This window comes from Undibacterium sp. CCC3.4, assembly GCF_034347425.1.
Lineage (GTDB): Bacteria > Pseudomonadota > Gammaproteobacteria > Burkholderiales > Burkholderiaceae_D > Undibacterium.
Genome location: NZ_CP133779.1, coordinates 970,080 through 987,596, shown reverse-complemented (window position 1 = coordinate 987,596; position 17,517 = coordinate 970,080). Strand labels below are relative to the sequence as shown.

Below are 17,517 nucleotides of genomic sequence, written 5' to 3'. Positions count from 1 at the left end.
AAAGTACTTATGTTATTAGTCATTGACGCTGGTAATACCCGTATCAAATGGGCTATCCCGAGTCCGACTGCGCAGCCTGATGTGGTGACGCTGTGGTTGGCGATGGATTCCTTGGCACACGCGGAGCTCGATAGCTTGCCGGCCGCCTTGGCGGCGTTCCCAGTTACGCGTATCTTGATTTCCAATGTGGCTGGCCGTGCGATCCAAGCGCGTCTGACCGATGTGCTCGGGCAAGCCTTTCCTGCGCTGACGCCGCACTGGTTTACCGCACAGGCGGCGTTGGCCGGGGTACGCAATTGTTATGATCATCCGACACAACTCGGCTGCGACCGCTTCGCTTCGGCACTGGCTGCGCGTGCGCTGTACCCGCGGCAGAATGTAGTGATTGCTACCTGCGGCACGGCGACCACGATCGATGCTTTGACGGCCGAAGCCGATTTTCTCGGTGGCATGATACTGCCGGGCTTGAAATTGATGGCTGAGTCGCTGGCTCACAATACGGCGCAATTGCCGCAGGTAGCCGAAAGCCTGAATGTGGCGCATTTATTTGCCAGCAATACCGCTGCGGCCATCGTCAGCGGCTGTATCCATGCCCAGGTTGGGGCCTTGAGTTTGGCGCGGCAAGCTTTGATCGCGCGTAGCGCTGGGCCAGTGATCTGTCTGATTTCCGGTGGTGCCGCAGGCTATCTGTTGCCGCATCTTGGTTTTGAATGTGAACACAGTGCTAATCTTGTATTGACCGGCCTGTTGGTCGTGGCACAATCGAGCCCGGACTGAATTGAAAGAGTTTCATCATGCTGCGATTTTTTTTCTGGGGCTTACTGGTATTGAATGCGTTTTTACTGGCATTCAACTTGGGTTATCTCGGCCATTGGTCGTGGGAGACGCATGAGCCGAGCCGCCTTAAAATGCAACACCACGTCGAGCAATTGCTGCCGTTGACGGCCGCTGCCGCGCTGGCGAGCGCGCCAGCGCCGGTGAAAAAGGCTGAGCTGATCGCTTGCCTCGAACTGGGGAATTTTTTACAGAGCGAGGCGGCAAAAGTTGAAGAGCAGTTGCAAACCTTGGCTTTGGGCGACCGCCAGTCGCGCCTCAACGTCAGTGATGTGGCTTCGCATATGGTCTATATTCCTTCGCAGGGTAGCAAAGAGGGCGCAGACAAAAAAGTGGCCGAATTGCGCCGCATCGGCGTGGCCGATTTTTTTGTGATGCAGGAAAATACCGCGCTGCGCTGGGGTATTTCGCTAGGCGTGTTCAAGTCTGAGGAAGCGGCTAAGCAGCATCTGCTTGCGCTCAGCAACAAAGGGGTGCATACCGCGCGTATTATGCCGCGCACGGCGGCGACCAGTAAGTTCGCCTACCAGCTGCGCGCACTCACGCAGGACGAGAAAGCGCGCTTCGATCTGATCACGGTGGCCTACCCAAACCAAGAAGTGCGCACTTGTCAGAATGCCGCCTACCGTAAAAACTGAGTCGTATTCTCACTGAGTGGGAATCATCGCTTGCAGATTCTCAGCTAAGTGCTAGCATGAAGTCTTTCCTGCTTAAGTTGGCGCGATGACTACTGCTCCCGTCCCTCAGAATGAACGCCAGTTACAGTTGCTGTCGTGCATAGCCCGCCACGGCCAAGCGCTGTCGGCGCGCGACTTGGCGGCGCAAACCGGGCAGCCTTTGAGCACCGTCTATCGGCAATTGCTGGCCTTAAAAAAATGGGGTTTGGTGCAGGAGCACCAGCACTCCGGTCATTACGAAGCCGGACCGCTGGCCTTGCAATTGGCCTGGAGTTACGATCAGCATTCTTGGCTTATTGCCGCGGCGCGTTCTGAAATCGATAGGCTGGTAGAGCGTTCCGGTGAGAGTGTGGGCTTACTATGTCATCTCAATGGCCAAGTAATGTGCATTGCCTTACAAGATAGTCCGCAGGCTTTACGCTGTTCGTTTGCCAAAGGGCGTGCGCATGTCACAGTGCGTGGCGCCTCGGCCAAAGCCTTGCTGGCTTACTTGCCAGCAGATTCGCAACAAGAGCTGATCACGGCCGATTTTCTCAGCCAAGTGCCGCAGAGCGCAGCGGCACTTGATGCGCTGCAGGCCCAGTTGCAGCAAATCCGTCTGCAGCGTTACGCCACCAGCGAAAGTGAAGTCGATGCCGGTATCTGGGGTGTCAGCGTACCGGTTTTTTCAGCGCATCAACAATTGCAAGCGACCCTGTCTTTGATGGCACCGCTACAGCGTAGCTTGGGCCGTCAGCCAGAATTAATCACGCTGACCTTGGCTGCGGCTGATCGCCTTAGCAGCCGCTTGCAGCAAACTTAATCTGTGTTTCTTTTCAGTGAGCCGACCGATGAACAGTTTTGAATTTCACCCAGGCAGTACCGCGTTGCTGATTTCCATGCCCCATGCCGGCACGGTGATCCCGCCCGAGATCGGCGCGCAGATGTTGCCAGTGGCTCAGCTCAAGGCTGATACCGATTGGCATTTGCCGCAGCTTTACCACATGGCGCAAGCGCTCGGAGCTTCTACCCTCAGCGCCAATTATTCACGCTATGTGATCGATCTCAACCGCGCGCCTGACGATGCCAATTTGTATCCGGGCCAAGATACCACCGGACTATGCCCAGTCGATACCTTTGACAAACAAGCCTTGTATGCGAAGGAAAACTTGCCGGATGAGCGAGAAGCAGCACAGCGCATCGCCACTTACTGGCAACCATATCACCGGCAATTACAAGCTGAGCTGGCCCGTTTGCTGGCCTTGCATGGTCGGGTAGTGTTGTGGGAAGCCCATTCGATTGCTTCGCAAGTACCACGGTTTTTCGCCGGCACCTTAGCGGATTTGAATTTCGGCACGGTCGATCAGCAATCGTGCGCAGCCGGGTTACAGCAAGCACTGGCCACTTGTCTGGAACAAGACGGCAGGTATAGCCACGTTTTCAATGGCCGCTTCAAGGGCGGTTACATCACGCGGCAATATGGCCAGCCTCAGAAGGGTATCCATGCGGTACAACTGGAGATGAGTCAGTGTGTTTATATGAATGAAACTGCGCCGTTCGCGTATCGTCCTGATTTGGCGGCACAAGTGCAGCCCTTGCTTGGTCGCTTACTGCGTGCGAGTTTGGATTGGGTGGGCGCATGAGACGCTTAGACAGTTTGTTTGCCCACGCCGCCTTGCTGCCGCAAGGCTGGACCGAACGGGTACGGCTGCAGTTTGATGCGGCCGGTGACATCGTGGCGCTGGAAACGGCAGCCACGCCACAGGATGGTGAGCGTCAGGCTGGGCTGGTGTTGCCTGGCATGACAAATTTACATTCGCATGCGTTTCAACGTGCTCTGGCCGGGATGACCGAAGTAGCCGCTACCGCGGGGGATAGTTTTTGGACTTGGCGTGACTTGATGTACCGCTATGCGCTGCAATTGACCCCGCAACAAATGCAGGCGATTGCGGCGCAAATTTACAGTGAATGCCTGCGCCATGGTTACACCTCGGTGTGTGAATTCCATTATTTGCATCGCGCGCCCGATGGCGCTTGGTATCCGGATCAGGCTGAAACGGCGCGCCGCGTGATTGCCGCGGCGGCAACGGCCGGCATCGGCATGACCATGCTGCCGGTATTGTACAGTCACGCCGATTTCGCCGATGTGCCCTTGCGTGCAGACCAGCGCCGCTTTGCCACCGAGGTCAGCGATGTGCTTGCTCTGGTGGCTGCACTGGAACCGTTGCGTAGTGCGGCGCTCGAAATCGGCGCAGCCCCCCATTCGCTACGGGCGGCGAATCTGGCACAAATCACCGAGCTGCATGCAGGCATGCCGGCGGGGCGACCGATTCATATTCATATCGCCGAGCAAACCAGGGAAGTCGATGCTTGTCTGCGTACGACTGGCAAGCGCCCGGTCGAGCTCTTGCTCGCGACGGGTTTGGTCGATCAGCATTGGTGTTTGGTACATGCCACGCACTTGAATGCGGACGAAGTCACGGCGCTGGCCGCCAGTGCTGCCGTGGCCGGTATTTGTCCGAGTACCGAGGGTAATCTCGGTGATGGTTTCTTTGATTTGCCTGCCTATCTGGCCGTCGGCGGTCGCTTTGGCATAGGCAGCGACAGCCATGTCTCGCATAGCCCGGTGGAAGAATTGCGCTGGCTCGAGTATGGTCAGCGCTTGCGCTTACAGCAAAGAAATATTGCCCGTGATGAAAAACAGCGCCGCGTCGGCGATTATTTATGGAATGCCGCGTTGCAAGGCGGGGCGCAAGCCAGCGGCCGTCGCGTTGGCCAACTACAGGTCGGCTGGCGTGCCGACTTGCTGGTGCTGGACGAGTGCCATCCGAATTTGGCTGGCTTAGCTCTGGACGATGTGCTCAATACCTGGTTGTTTTGCGGCAATGATAATCTGCTGCGCGATGTGATTGTCGGTGGCCAATTAGTGGTGGAAAACGGCCGCCACCATCAGCAAGCCGCCATCGCTGCCGATTACATTGCCTGCTTACAGAACCTGCGTGCGCTGTGAGCGCAGTCGATCGGCCGCACTGCGCAGCATCTGTTCCGTGCTCGACCAATCGACACAAGCATCAGTGACCGAGCAACCGTAGACCAATTGGCTCAAGTCGGCTGGAATCGCCTGATTGCCGGCCAGCAGATTCGATTCGATCATGACGCCGACGATGGCTTGGTTGCCGTTGACAATCTGATTGACCACATCGGCCATCACCAGCGGTTGCAACGCGGCTTTCTTGTAACTGTTGGCGTGCGAACAATCGATGACGATGTGCGGCGGTAATTTTGCCTTGATCAGTGCCTGCTGCGCCATCGCGACTGAAACGGTATCGTAATTCGGTCGGTCACCGCCGCCGCGCAAGACTACGTGGCCATGCTGATTGCCGCGGGTACGCACAATCGCGACACGACCTTGATCGTTGAGGCCGAGGAAGGAATGTGGATGCGAGGCTGATAAAATAGCATTGATGGCAATGCTGATATCGCCATCGGTACCATTCTTGAAACCGACCGGTGTCGATAAGCCTGACGACATTTCGCGGTGCGTTTGCGATTCAGTGGTGCGCGCACCGATGGCGGTCCAGGCGATCAGATCACCGAGATACTGGGGCGAGATCGGGTCGAGTGCTTCGGTACCGGTCGGCAGACCGAGTTCACAGACATCGAGCAGGAAACGGCGCGCTTTTTCCATGCCGACATCGACGCGGAAAGAATCATCCATGTCCGGGTCGTTGATGTAACCCTTCCAGCCGGTGGTGGTGCGCGGTTTTTCGAAATACACGCGCATCACCAGCAACATCACATCCTTGACTTCTTCTTGCAGTGCGACCAGGCGGCGTGCGTACTCGAGCCCAGCCAGCGGATCATGGATAGAGCAGGGGCCAACGACGACGAACAAGCGCTTATCCTGGCCTTCGAGGATGGCGCGCAGTGCTGCTCGGCTGTGCTCGACCGTGTCGGCAGCGCGCTCGCTCAGTGGCAGGCGGGCATGTAATTCGGCCGGCGTGGGCATGGTGTCGAAGGAACTGACGTTGATGTTTTCTAGAATGGCGAGTGTCATGGTGTTGTGAAAGTGAATTTGCTGCCATTATCGCGCAATTTGTCGACTTGCCGCAGGGCATAGATGGAATTGTTGTCGTCGGGTGTGGCGTGATCTGTATCGTTCGTGTTGCGGCAGACATGGCACAATAGTGTTTTGTGATTTTTTGAATGGCTCGTGTCATGCTCAGTTCTGCCCAATTGAATGATTTTCACACCCATGGTTTTCTGATACTGCGGCGGGCCGCCGATGCGGCATTCTGTCAATCTGTGATCGCGTATGCCGAGCACGAACTTGAACAAGCGCACGGGCCGCTGGAATTGGAAGTCGACACCGCCTACCCGGGCGCACCCAGCGCAGTCGATGCCGCCGGTGGCCACACGGTACGGCGCTTGTTGCAAGCCTATGCGCGTGCACCAATGCTACAGCAATGGGCCGACACCGCGCTGGCGGGGCCGCTGCAACAGTTGCTCGGACCAGGGGTGATGCTTTCGCAAGCGCATCACAATTGCATTATGACTAAGCAGCCACGCTATTCAAGCTTGACCGGCTGGCACCGCGACAGTCGCTACTGGCATTTTGCCCGCGCCGAGTTGGTGTCGACTTGGTTGGCCTTGCGCGATGAAACGCTGGAAAATGGTTGCTTGTCGGTGATCCCCGGCTCGCAGCGCTGGGAGTTGTCCGCGGAGCAAACCGATTCCGCGCAATTTTTACGCAGTGATTTTGCTGGAAATCAATCTTTGCTGGCGCAAGCGCACACCGTGCCTTTGCAGCAGGGCGATGCATTATTGTTTCACAGCAATTTGTTCCATGCCGCTGGCCGCAATCAAACTGCTGCCACCAAGTTTTCGTTGGTGTTCACTTACCGCGCACCCGACAATTTCCCCGTGGCGGGGTCGCGCTCGGCCAGTTTGCCGGAAATCCCGCTGTTTGAAAAAGCAGGTATAGTGGGCGGCCCTACAGCATAATTTTAGGAGTTACTATGTTAAAGAATTTGAAACTGGCTCTGGTAGCCTGCAGTTTGTTCGCCGGCCTGGCGCAAGCACAAACCGTTGCTTTGCAATTTGTCGATGCCAGCGGCAATCTCGGCCCAGCCGGCACGGTCACCTTGAGCGATACCCCTTACGGGCTCTTGATCACCCCAGCCTTGACCGGCTTGCCGGCCGGCGCACACGGTTTCCATGTGCACGTTAACGCCTCTTGCGCGCCTGCCGACAACAAAGGTGTGATGACGGCCGCCTTGGCAGCCGGCGGTCATTGGGATCCGGAAAAAACCGCTGTCCATCTCGGCCCTTATCAGAATGGTCATCGCGGTGATTTGCCGGCTCTGGTGGTCGCCGCCGATGGCACGGCCACTTATCCGCTGCTGGCACCGCGCCTGAAAGCGGCTGATTTGGTCGGCCATTCCCTGATGGTGCATGCCGGTGGTGATAACCACAGCGACCACCCGGCACCACTCGGTGGTGGCGGTGCGCGCATGGCTTGCGGCGTGGTGTAAACCAAGACAGGAGTGGCGCCTCAGAGTTCGAGCGCGATCAACTCCTGCACGGTCTGACGGCGGCGAATCTGTGTGATTTGCGCGCCGTCGACCAATACTTCCGGAATCAGCGGGCGCGAATTGTAATTCGACGACATGCTCGAACCATACGCGCCGGCATCATGAAATACGAATAAGTCACCAATTTCGCAGCTCGGCAGCGCCTGACTGCTGACCACGCCGCCTTCCTCTTGAGTAAATACATCACCTGATTCACACAAGGGGCCGGCCACCACGGTGGCCCGTAGCGTATTGCTGCGCGGCGTACCATCGGGCGCATGCGCGCTGATGCGATGGAAACTGCCATACATGGCGGGCCGCGCCAAATCATTAAAGCCGGCATCGACGAAACTGAAAAAATTACTGCCGACTTGTTTTTGCGCGCGTAATTCAGAAATCAACAAGCCTGATTGCGCCACCAAAAAACGTCCCGGTTCAATTTCCATGCTGATGCGATGGCCGAGATGCTCCTCGATGCGGCGACGGGCTTGCTCCCACATAGCAAAGTAATGCGCGGTATCGACTTCGGCTTCGCCACTTTGATATGGAATCGACAAACCGCCGCCGATGGAGATGGCTCGCAGGTCGCGTCCAGCGGTGTTAACTTGGGCGATCATGGCATCGCAGACACTTTGCAAGTGATCATAGTCGACACCGGAACCGATATGCATGTGCAAGCCGTGCAGTTGCAGACCGTATTGATCAATCAAGCGCAATGCCGCCGGTAATTCTTCAAACCAGATGCCGTGCTTGCTCTGCTCGCCGCCGGTATTGGTTTTGCGGCTGTGCCCGTGTCCGAAGCCGGGGTTAATCCGCAGCCAGACTTGATGGCCGGGGTGGGCTTGGCCCAATTGCTCCAGCATTTGCGGGGAACCGCAATTGACTGGAATATTGAGTTCGACCACGCGTTTGAGGGCATGGCGGTCGAGCAAATCGGCGGTAAACACGATCGGAGCATGTACCTGGTCCGAACCCGGTACATAGCCGGCCGCCAGCGCCCGTTCCACTTCACCGAGCGATACCGCGTCGACCAGCACGCCTTGTTCACGCATCAGGCGCAGCAGATGAATGTTGCTGGCGGCTTTTTGCGCAAAGCGGATCACATCGAATTGTTTGAGACGGGCGATTTGGGCGCGAATCGTGGCCGCATCGTAGGCCCAGCAAGGGGTGGCATAGTCTTGCGCAATCTGCGCGATTTGAGAATTGCTGATGTGATTGGCCATGAGTACGGTCGCTTCTGGGTTGATTAGTGTAAGCTCTACTTTAACAAGCTTGGTGCTTGAAATGAAGGTGCTTCCATAAGAGATATGCCTCCATGCAATTGAATTGAATCGAAAATAATGCGAAATGCTTATGAATTCTAAAATTGATCAGTTTGACCGTAAAATTTTGCTGCTGCTGCAGCAAGATGCACGTATCTCGCATGCACAAATCGGTCGTCAGGTTCACCTGAGCCAGCCGGCCGTTTCAGAACGGATCAAGCGACTCGAAGCAGCGCAGGTGATACGCGGCTATCGCGCCGATATCAATCCCAAGGCGCTCGGCTACCAGATGACGGCCATGATACGGCTATCGACGCAGCAAGGGCGGCCGTATGCCGACTATGTGGCAGCCTGTCCTGAGATCATCGATTGCTATACGGTGACCGGCGAAGACGGTGCCGTCATGCGTGTGCTGGCCACCGATGTCGAACATTTGCAGCGCATCATCAATGAACTCAACGCCTACGGTTCGACCTCGACCGCCATCGTATTGACCACGCATGTGGCTGGCAAGCCGATAGCCGCACCGGCGTGCTTAGAAAACGTATAATGGTGTTCGAATCTATTTTGCACTGGACAGTTTGATGTTGGCACCTTCTTCACCGCGTAAATTCCTGGCTTTCGCGCTGGTGGCCGCGCTCGCGCTGGCCGGCTTGGGCGGCTTGTTTTATCAATCGCTGGCGAGTAAAAACCACATGCCGCAGGTGGTATTTACCAACCTCAAGGGGGTAAAAATCGACAGCGCCAATTTGCGCGGCAAGGTAGTGATGGTCAACTTTTGGGCCACCTCTTGCACTACTTGTGTAGCTGAAATGCCGCGCATGGTCGAAACGTTTAATCAATACCACGCCCAAGGTTTGGAATATGTCGCCGTGGCGATGAGTTACGATAGACCCGATTACGTCGTCAATTTTGCCGAAACGCGACAGTTGCCCTTCCATGTGGCACTCGACCTCGATGGTAAGTTGGCGCGCGCCTTCGGTGAAGTCAAACTGACCCCGACCACGTATGTGATCGACAAGCAAGGCACTATACTCAAACGCTATATTGGCGAACCTTCGTTTGCTGAGTTGCATACTTTGTTGGAGCAAGCACTGGCGGCGTGACTGAGCGCATTGTCCAGCAAGAAAAAAACCTGCCCTGAGCAATTGCGGCAGGTTTTTTTTCGACTAGATCAGGTCTGTCAAGCGCGTTTTTTGACCACCACGCAGCCGATCGAATAGCCGGCACCGAACGAGCAAATCACGCCGACGGCACCGGCCGCCAAATCTTCCTGATGCTTGTGGAAGGCGATGATCGAACCAGCCGACGAGGTATTGGCGTAGGTGTCGAGAATGGTCGGTGATTCGGCCGCTGTGGCATCACGCCCGAGTATCAGGCGGGCAATCAACAAATTCATGTTCAAATTCGCTTGATGCAACCAGAAACGTTCGACCGCGGCAATCTCGATGCCAGCTGCTGCCACCGTGCTGCTGATCATGTTTGCCGCCATCGGGCAGACATCTTTGAAAACTTTGCGGCCCTGCTGGCGGAACAGTTTGTCGGCTTGGCCGATGCCGCTCTCGTCGGCACGGTTGAGGAAGCCGAAATTATTGCGGATATTATTGGAAAACTGGGTTTTTAATTTCAATCCGACGATTTCAAATTGGTGCGGTGAACTCGCGCAGTCGGCGCGTTCGAGCAGGATGGCGGTGCAGGCATCGCCAAAAATGAAATGGCTGTCGCGATCACGCCAGTTCAGATGGCCACTGGTGATTTCCGGACTCACGACCAGCACGGCGCGCGCCTGGCCGCTTTGAATCGCGCTGACCGCAGCTTGAATGCCGAAGGTAGCCGAAGAACAGGCCACATTCATATCAAAACCATAGCCATCGATCCCGAGCGCCGCTTGAATTTCCACGGCCATGGCCGGGTAAGCGCGCTGCATATTGCTGGCTGCGCAAATCACGGCATCGACATCGGCGACCGTGCGGCCGGCCCGTTCGAGTGCTTGACGCGCAGCCACCACGGCCATCTCGCACATCAGCGAGGCTTGCTCATCGGGGCGTTCGGCCAAGGTGGGCACCATGCGCGCAATGTCGAGCACGCCCGACTTGTTCATTACATAACGCGATTTGATGCCGGAAGCTTTTTCGATGAAGGCAACACTCGATTCTTCCAGCGCCGTGACGGTCGTTGCGGCAATCTCGGCGGCATGGTCGGTATTGAATTTTTGAACATAGGCGTTATAGCAGGCGATCAATTCTTCATTACTGATCGATTCCGTCGGCGTGTAGAGGCCGGTGCCGCTGATGACTACTTGGTGCATCGTTATCTTTCTTGTACCGGACAGCGCATGCGCTGTAGAGGGATGTCTGGTGAATGCGCTCAATGCGCGACTGTGTCCACCGATTCTACACAGAAACGCCACCACCGGACTGCCGTGGTTCAAGAAATAGAGTACTTATTCGGAAATTTTTAAATCGGCTCAGTAGCCGGCTTATTGATGATATTTCGCATGCTGATAAGAGCAAATAAGAACAAATAAGCAATCACATCGCGATTGCACTCATTTGGCAAGCGCGCTTGTCGCGCTTGCTATGGTGCTGCTCGCCTTAAAAAATCACTACTGAGCGTATTGATTCCCCGCTTTTCATCAAATCGAAACCTTCATTGATGCGCTCGAGCGGCAAGCGATGCGTGATCAGGTCATCGATGTTGAGCTTGCCTTCCATATACCAATCGACAATTTTCGGCACATCGGTGCGACCGCGTGCGCCACCGAATGCCGAGCCCTTCCACGAGCGACCGGTGACGAGTTGAAACGGCCGTGTGCTGATTTCTTCACCGGCGGCGGCGACCCCGATGATGAATGATTGGCCCCAACCTTTGTGGCAACATTCCAGTGCTTGCCGCATCACTTCGGTGTTGCCTATGCATTCGAAAGAATAGTCGGCACCGCCATCAGTCAGTTGCATGATGTGATCGACCACGTTGGCGTGCTCGCGTGGGTTGATGAAGTGCGTCATGCCGAAGCGCCGCGCCATCTCTTGGCGCTGCGGGTTGATGTCGACGCCGATGATTTTATCGGCGCCGACCATGCGCGCCGCTTGAATCACATTGAGGCCGATGCCGCCCAAGCCGAACACCACCACATTGGCACCGGCTTCCACCTTGGCGCTGAAGACGACCGCACCGACGCCGGTGGTGACGCCACAGCCGATGTAGCAAATTTTATCGAACGGTGCATCTTCGCGCACCTTGGCGACGGCAATTTCCGGCACCACGATGTAATTCGAGAAGGTTGAGGTGCCCATGTAATGAAACAGCGGGCTACCATCGAGCGAGAAGCGCGAGCTGGCGTCGGGCATCAGCCCACGTCCTTGGGTCGAGCGTATCGCCTGGCACAGATTGGTTTTGCGTGACAGGCAGTATTTACATTGGCGGCATTCCGGCGTGTAGAGCGGAATCACGTGGTCGCCGGCGCGTAAGCTGCTGACACCCGGTCCGGTGTCGACCACCACGCCGGCACCTTCATGGCCAAGAATGGCGGGAAATAAACCTTCAGGATCGGCACCCGAGAGCGTGTAGTAATCGGTATGGCAAATGCCGGTGGCTTTTATTTCTATCAAGACCTCGCCTTCGCGTGGCCCGGCCAGATCGACTTCTTCGATGCTCAACGGTGCTCCGGCTTTCCAGGCGACGGCGGCTTTGGTTTTCATATGCGCTTTCTTGATGTGACAGAGGTGAATGAGCTGATGCACGATTGTCTGTGATATAAGTGCTTCAAAGCACAATTGTCGAATTATTTGGCTGCATTCGCAGTAAAATTGGCCGCTTTTGTCGGCTATGGCGAAAGCGTCTATGATGCTGGAATATTGCTTTAAGGAGATTTTTATGTCAGCTACGTCGTTGCCCGCAGCACGCACGGTCGATCTGATCGTCTACCCCGGTTTCAAGGCGCTCGAGGCGATCGGGCCGATGTCGGTATTTGAATATGCCAACGTGCACCGCCGCCGGCAAGGTTTACCAGCGGCTTACGATGTTCGTATCGTCGCGCAACGTTGCGGCACTGTGGCTTCCGATACCCTGATGAGTTTGCAGGCTGATAAAGCCCTGTCTTTATTGGCCTTGCCCGATGATGCCATCATCGTCGGCTCGCGCCAGATTGCCAGCGCACTGAGCGATAATCCGGCACTCATCGATTGGTTGCGTGAAGCCGCCGGACGCATAGGACGACTGGCCGGCTTGTGTTCGGGAGCATTTTTTTTGGCCGAAGCCGGTTTGCTCAATGGACAGCCTGCGACCACACACTGGAGTGTGGCGCAACAGTTTGAGCAAGATTATCCGGCCGTCAAGGTCGATGCCGATGCGATTTTTATTCGTAGCGGCAATATTTGGACCTCGGCGGGCGTGACTGCCGCGATTGACTTGGCACTGGCCTTTGTCGAAGCCGACTGCGGTCACGCGCTCGCGCTCGAAGTGGCCAGTGATTTGGTGGTGTATCTGAAACGTCCGGGCGGACAATCGCAATTCAGCAGCCACTTGCTGAGTCAAAAAACCAGCCAGTGGCAAGTGCGTGATTTGCAGCAATGGATGTGTGCCAATCTACAGCACGATTTGTCGAATGCGCGCTTGGCGGCTTTGTTGGACATGAGCGTGCGCAATTTCAGTCGCCATTTTCTGGCCAAAACGGGAATGACACCGCAAGCCTTCGTCGACGATGCTCGCGTCGAATTGGCGCAACAATTGTTGGCCGCCGACGGCGCGCAAAAACTGGCACTCAAAGCCATCGCCGCACGCTGTGGTGTCGGCAGTGCCGACCAGTTACGACGTTTGCTGCAAAAGCACGGCCATCTGTCACCGCGCGCCTATCGGGCGGCACTGACCGGATAGCCGCGTCAAACCGCCACGTAACGGCCGGGACGGTGGTTGAGGCTGATGGCCAAGTTAAGCGCGAAGGCCCCGAGTATCGAGGCCCCGAGCGCGAGCGGCGAGACCACCGCCAGTGAGGCCAAGACGATGCAGAAATCGAGCCCCATTTGTAGTTTGCCGGCGCGAATGCCGCGGGTTTGTTGCAGGTACAAGGCGAGAATATTGATGCCGCCCAGACTGGCTTGATGACGGAACAAGACCACGAAACCCACCCCCATCATGATGCCGCCGACCACGGCAACATAAAACGGCGTGTACAGATTACCATCAATTAAATGGATTAATTTCGGGTGTATGCCCGAGAGCACAGATACCAAGGCGACTGCGCAAAAAGTCTTGAGCGTAAATTGCCAACCCATGCGTTTCCAGGCCAAGTAATAAAACGGCAAGTTGATCAGAAAAAATACGCTGCCGAACGACATGCCGCTGCGGTAATGCACCAGAAATGCCAAACCGGCCGTGCCACCCGTGAGTAAGCCGGCCTGATTGAATAAGGCAATGCCGAGTGAGACAAACAGCGTGCCGGTGAGGATGGCGAGGATGTCTTCGATCACGCTGTGGGCAAGATGGCGTTTGGACTGAACGGTGTGAGTCATGGCGTGGCAATCGATAAAGGGAGCCTATTTTACTGCGTGTCGGCGGGCAACAGTATGGCTCTGAGGGGTGCTTGATGTTAATTAACTTGGCCCCGCAGAAAATAAAGTAGTCGTGCTCTGGTGTAATTACTGCGTGGGCGGCTCTGCCTCTTTTTTTGCCGGTAAAAAGAAATCGCGTGTGCCGCCGCAAAAACGCCGCCACAGCAAACGGATCAAGGTGCCTCCATGCACAAAGCTGACGCGACGCGAGCGCAATGCAACCATCAAAGCCAAGCTGAAACTGACACCGAGATTGACCAAGCCTATGCATAAGATGCCGAACAGGCTGTAGAGCGCCGTTTGCCAAGGCATGACATTGTCGAGTGCCGCCAAGGAAAAGGCAAAATTGGCGCTGGAAAATGTGATGTGGCGTATGTCGACAGGTAAGCCGAAAAAGTTGCCGAATTGCCCGATTGAGCCGAGCATGATACCGAAAAAGAAATTCCCGGCCAGCGCGCCCAAATTATTGCCTATGTATTCAGTGACGTGCTGTAGTCTGGCTTGACCAAGCAAGCGTTTCAGCCATTTCAGTTGCCGCAAACGCGCCGGAATATTTGAATAACTGGCTTTGTTATCGTAGTAACCGGAAATCAAACCGGATAAAAACAGGCAGACGCCGGCAATCGCCGCATGCGGCAGCGCTAAGCTGCGCAAGGGGTCGAGGTCGTGCAGCAGGTGACCGGCCTTCTCGACCGTCACCAAATGATGACCGGTGATGCCGTACCAACTCCAAGCGATCACAAACGCCGTCGGCATGGCCACGCCGACATTACCGATGATGGCAATCCATTGGGAGCGAAACACCCGAACCACGAGTTCGGCGAGTTCGTCGAGCTGTTGCTTACCTTCATCAATGGCGCGCGCGATCAGGGCGGCCGTCATGGCCGGTTGCTTGGTAGCAATGGTCCAATGCAATACATGCACGAGCATGAACCCGGAGGAGTAATTGAGGCTGTACAAGAGCGCGTAACCGAACGGTGCCAGGGCGATGCCGCCCGCCAAGATTTTAATCAGCGCCATGAAGCCGACGATGAACCCGGCCCCCATCGCTGACTGCAACATGGCAAACCACTCGGCGCGCGTATTGGTGACGTAGTGTTCACCACTCTTGCCGGCGCGATCAGTGACCTGCAAGGACAATAATTCCGTACTGGTCTGCATCAATTCGCGCAAGCTGTGGCGTTGGTTGTCGGCGCTGACCAATTCTTTAAACAACTGTATCGTGATTTGCGCAGTTTCCCGCCAATTACGGCTATCCAACAAGCCCAGTAATTGACGCAGGCGCGTGATGCATTGTTTTAAACGCAGCAATAAGCGCGTCAGACTGACCGAGACACCGGAAACGGCGGCGGTGCGGCGGATGCGACTGGCGATCTCTTCGCATTGGCTGAGTAAAATATCGATGTGTTTGGCATCGTCGCGTGCCGAGTTGCGGTCCAGCATCCAGGCCCGATAGCTCGTCACATAGTCATTGATGGCATCGTTCTGGCGTAGAAACGGCGACTCGAATTTTTCTATATCGGGATGATTGCGCACCAATTCGGCTTCCAGACCAATGTTGGTGATACGGTAAGACAGTACCTGTAAGGCGCTCAGCAATTGCTGGGTGATCACGGCATGGGTATGGCGTGCTTTACGGGTGCGAAAACCTATGCTTTCGAACAGTTCTTGCCAAGCGCCATCTTCGACGGCGTTGACCCAGATGTAGTCTTGGTGGTGATCAAAAATTTGCCCGAACACATCTTTGATATAGTCATCGTTGACCAGTGGCGGCAGGAATTTGTTCATCAGTCGTTCTGCGCCGGCACCCCAGAAACCGTTGTTGAGCGTGATGCCGGTGTCGGTGAGCAAATGAACGAGTTGGCGGCTGACTAAGATTTGTATCAGGTAATGCCGCAGGGCTTGGCGCCAATCCGGATGGGTGTGCAGCACATAGCATAGCGCGCGCAGATTATCGGTGGCGCGTTGGCTGTCATGCGCTTGCTGTGGCCGTATGGCTGCTACCAAGTCGCGCAAGAGTGCGATATCGTTGCTGTGGGGCGCGGCGTGGGTACGTAATTGTATTTCTAATAATATCAAGTCTAATGACAAGGACTGCTCCTGGTTTTGCTTTGCTGTTAATCAGCAACATGTGTTGAGATCTGGTCTAGGCCCGAAAGTCGTGTTGCTTTTTGCGCGATGCGCTGTGTCGATTGCGACGGCAGTATGGCCGTGATGTACAATTTGATCATATACGACTTGCTCTGGTTCCCACATTTTTCTATTCTCTGCGCCAATCATGAGCACGACTGGTGAAAATTAGTCTAAAGTATGACGATCTCTACTACGAAGGTTGATGCGTTGGATAATTTTTTACTTGTTGTTGCCGCCTTGCTACTCGTGTTGTTAAACGGGTTTTTTGTGGCGGCCGAATTCGGTCTCGTTAAATTGCGCCAGACACGTGTCCGCAGTATCGCCAAGGTATCTGGATTACGCGGTCGCTTGCTCACAGAAGTACACCAGCATCTCGACACGTATTTGTCTGCTTGTCAGCTTGGCATTACTTTGGCTTCACTCGGTCTGGGCTGGATCGGTGAACCTGCATTTGCAAGCATATTGAAGCCGGTGTTCCCGCTGATCGGCGTCAGTTCTGCCGAAATCATACACGGCGTGTCGTTTTTCTTTGCATTTTTCGTCATTTCTTTTTTACATATCGTCATCGGCGAATTAGCCCCCAAGTCGATGGCTATTCGTATGCCGGAACGCGTGTCCTTGTGGACGGCCCCGGCACTGTACGGTTTTTATTGGCTTATGTTCCCGGCAATTTGGCTGCTCAATGCCAGTTCCAATAAAGTGTTGAAGTGGGTAGGGCTCGATGGCACGCATGGCAATGAAAATGCGTACTCCCATGAAGAGTTGAAGCTAATATTGCGTGGCAGCCATGGTAGCGGCAAAGAGTCGGGCGATGAATGGGGCATCATGGCCCAAGTACTGGATTTCGGCGGCTTGGAAATTTCTGACTTGATGCGGCCTATCAATGAAGTTGCTGCCATGTATAAAGACCGCAGTCTCGAAGAAAATATGGCAACGGCCGCACGCAATCGTTTCAGTCGCTATCCGTATTTTGATGAAGATGAAAAAACCGTACTCGGTATGTTACATCTGAAAGATTTGTTTCTGGCTCAGCAGGCCGGCAAACACCTCGACGATTTGAGCCATCATTTACGCCAGGTTGAATATGTGCCGCCGACCATGCCGGCACTCGAATTGTTTCGCCGTTTTCGTAAGGGTGCCCCGCATTTCGCGATTGTTGGCCATAAAGGCAGTAAGCCCTTGGGTTTTTTGACCTTGGATAATTTGCTCGGCGCCTTGATCGGACAAATTCGCGATGAATTCAGACAAAACGAAAATGACTGGACCTTGCTCGACGACGGTACCTTGATAGGCAAAGGAAGTTTGCCCTTGTACACCTTGGGGATGGCACTCGGGTTTGATCTCGATAATGATGAAGTCGAATCGATCGGCGGCTTGATCATGCAACAATTGGGTGATTTACCGAGTGAAGGGCAGAAGGTCGCATTCGATCAATTTGATGTGGTGGTGAAAAAAATGAATGGCCCGCGCATCGTGCTCGTGAGGGTATACCCGAAAAAACACTGAGCGC

General features: G+C 55.3%; 17 protein-coding genes. 11 read left to right on the top strand and 6 right to left on the bottom strand.

From position 1 onward, the window contains the following. Window positions 1–9 precede the first annotated feature (9 nt). From RHM61_RS04525 to RHM61_RS04505, 5 genes are all read left to right on the top strand, one after another. The gene (locus RHM61_RS04525; RefSeq protein ID WP_322249959.1) at window positions 10–777 is read left to right on the top strand and encodes a type III pantothenate kinase; all 768 of its coding nucleotides are present in this window, start codon (window positions 10–12) and stop codon (window positions 775–777) included. 17 nt (window positions 778–794) lie between these two features. Further along, window positions 795–1,472: an SPOR domain-containing protein gene (locus RHM61_RS04520; protein ID WP_322249958.1), complete on the top strand. Its 678-nt coding sequence runs from the start codon at window positions 795–797 to the stop codon at window positions 1,470–1,472. An 85-nt stretch (window positions 1,473–1,557) separates the two neighbouring features. After that, on the top strand, window positions 1,558–2,313 hold the full coding sequence (locus RHM61_RS04515; protein ID WP_322249957.1) for an IclR family transcriptional regulator: 756 nt from the start codon (window positions 1,558–1,560) through the stop codon (window positions 2,311–2,313). A 28-nt stretch (window positions 2,314–2,341) separates the two neighbouring features. Beyond that, the gene (gene hutG, locus RHM61_RS04510) at window positions 2,342–3,133 is read left to right on the top strand and encodes an N-formylglutamate deformylase (protein WP_322249956.1); all 792 of its coding nucleotides are present in this window, start codon (window positions 2,342–2,344) and stop codon (window positions 3,131–3,133) included. Continuing rightward, window positions 3,130–4,500, top strand: coding sequence for a formimidoylglutamate deiminase (locus RHM61_RS04505; RefSeq protein WP_322249955.1), 1,371 nt, complete (start codon window positions 3,130–3,132; stop codon window positions 4,498–4,500). The genes hutG and RHM61_RS04505 overlap by 4 nt, the downstream gene beginning before the upstream one ends. On the opposite strand, the gene RHM61_RS04500 is transcribed toward RHM61_RS04505, so the two are convergent. Next, window positions 4,477–5,547, bottom strand: coding sequence for a 3-deoxy-7-phosphoheptulonate synthase (locus RHM61_RS04500; RefSeq protein WP_322249954.1), 1,071 nt, complete (start codon window positions 5,545–5,547; stop codon window positions 4,477–4,479). The two genes, RHM61_RS04505 and RHM61_RS04500, sit on opposite strands and share 24 nt — an antisense overlap. A 161-nt stretch (window positions 5,548–5,708) precedes the next feature. Here RHM61_RS04500 and RHM61_RS04495 point away from each other — a divergent pair, with 161 nt between their 5' ends. Together RHM61_RS04495 and sodC are read left to right on the top strand one after the other, a co-directional pair. Further along, on the top strand, window positions 5,709–6,494 hold the full coding sequence (locus tag RHM61_RS04495; RefSeq protein WP_322249953.1) for a phytanoyl-CoA dioxygenase family protein: 786 nt from the start codon (window positions 5,709–5,711) through the stop codon (window positions 6,492–6,494). Window positions 6,495–6,508: 14 nt separating this feature from the next. Continuing rightward, window positions 6,509–7,024: a superoxide dismutase [Cu-Zn] SodC gene (sodC, locus tag RHM61_RS04490; RefSeq protein ID WP_322249952.1), complete on the top strand. Its 516-nt coding sequence runs from the start codon at window positions 6,509–6,511 to the stop codon at window positions 7,022–7,024. Window positions 7,025–7,044: 20 nt separating this feature from the next. Here the strand turns inward: sodC and lysA are convergent, their stop codons facing one another. After that, a complete protein-coding gene (gene lysA, locus RHM61_RS04485) occupies window positions 7,045–8,286 on the bottom strand; it encodes a diaminopimelate decarboxylase (RefSeq protein ID WP_322249951.1) in 1,242 nt (413 codons plus the stop codon). 130 nt (window positions 8,287–8,416) lie between these two features. On the opposite strand from lysA, the gene RHM61_RS04480 reads away from it, so the two are divergent. Further along, window positions 8,417–8,875, top strand: coding sequence for an Lrp/AsnC family transcriptional regulator (locus tag RHM61_RS04480; RefSeq protein WP_322249950.1), 459 nt, complete (start codon window positions 8,417–8,419; stop codon window positions 8,873–8,875). Between the two features lie 34 nt (window positions 8,876–8,909). Continuing rightward, window positions 8,910–9,431 carry a TlpA disulfide reductase family protein gene (locus tag RHM61_RS04475; protein ID WP_322249949.1) on the top strand — a complete coding sequence of 174 codons (522 nt, stop codon included), beginning with the start codon at window positions 8,910–8,912 and terminating at the stop codon, window positions 9,429–9,431. 77 nt (window positions 9,432–9,508) lie between these two features. Here RHM61_RS04475 and RHM61_RS04470 read toward each other — a convergent pair whose 3' ends face one another. Together RHM61_RS04470 and RHM61_RS04465 are read right to left on the bottom strand one after the other, a co-directional pair. After that, window positions 9,509–10,633, bottom strand: coding sequence for a beta-ketoacyl-ACP synthase III (locus RHM61_RS04470; protein WP_322249947.1), 1,125 nt, complete (start codon window positions 10,631–10,633; stop codon window positions 9,509–9,511). Window positions 10,634–10,919: 286 nt separating this feature from the next. Continuing rightward, window positions 10,920–12,026, bottom strand: coding sequence for an S-(hydroxymethyl)glutathione dehydrogenase/class III alcohol dehydrogenase (locus tag RHM61_RS04465; protein WP_322249946.1), 1,107 nt, complete (start codon window positions 12,024–12,026; stop codon window positions 10,920–10,922). Between the two features lie 175 nt (window positions 12,027–12,201). Here RHM61_RS04465 and RHM61_RS04460 point away from each other — a divergent pair, with 175 nt between their 5' ends. Then, window positions 12,202–13,200, top strand: a complete 999-nt coding sequence (locus tag RHM61_RS04460) for a GlxA family transcriptional regulator (protein WP_322249945.1) — start codon at window positions 12,202–12,204, stop codon at window positions 13,198–13,200. A gap of 5 nt (window positions 13,201–13,205) precedes the next feature. Here the strand turns inward: RHM61_RS04460 and RHM61_RS04455 are convergent, their stop codons facing one another. Together RHM61_RS04455 and RHM61_RS04450 are read right to left on the bottom strand one after the other, a co-directional pair. Beyond that, window positions 13,206–13,835, bottom strand: coding sequence for a YitT family protein (locus RHM61_RS04455; RefSeq protein ID WP_322249944.1), 630 nt, complete (start codon window positions 13,833–13,835; stop codon window positions 13,206–13,208). Between the two features lie 126 nt (window positions 13,836–13,961). Beyond that, window positions 13,962–15,965, bottom strand: coding sequence for a site-specific recombinase (locus RHM61_RS04450; RefSeq protein WP_322249943.1), 2,004 nt, complete (start codon window positions 15,963–15,965; stop codon window positions 13,962–13,964). A 249-nt stretch (window positions 15,966–16,214) separates the two neighbouring features. Between RHM61_RS04450 and RHM61_RS04445 the strand changes: the two genes are divergently transcribed. After that, on the top strand, window positions 16,215–17,513 hold the full coding sequence (locus RHM61_RS04445; RefSeq protein WP_322251037.1) for a hemolysin family protein: 1,299 nt from the start codon (window positions 16,215–16,217) through the stop codon (window positions 17,511–17,513). The last annotated feature ends 4 nt before the right edge of the window (window positions 17,514–17,517 follow it).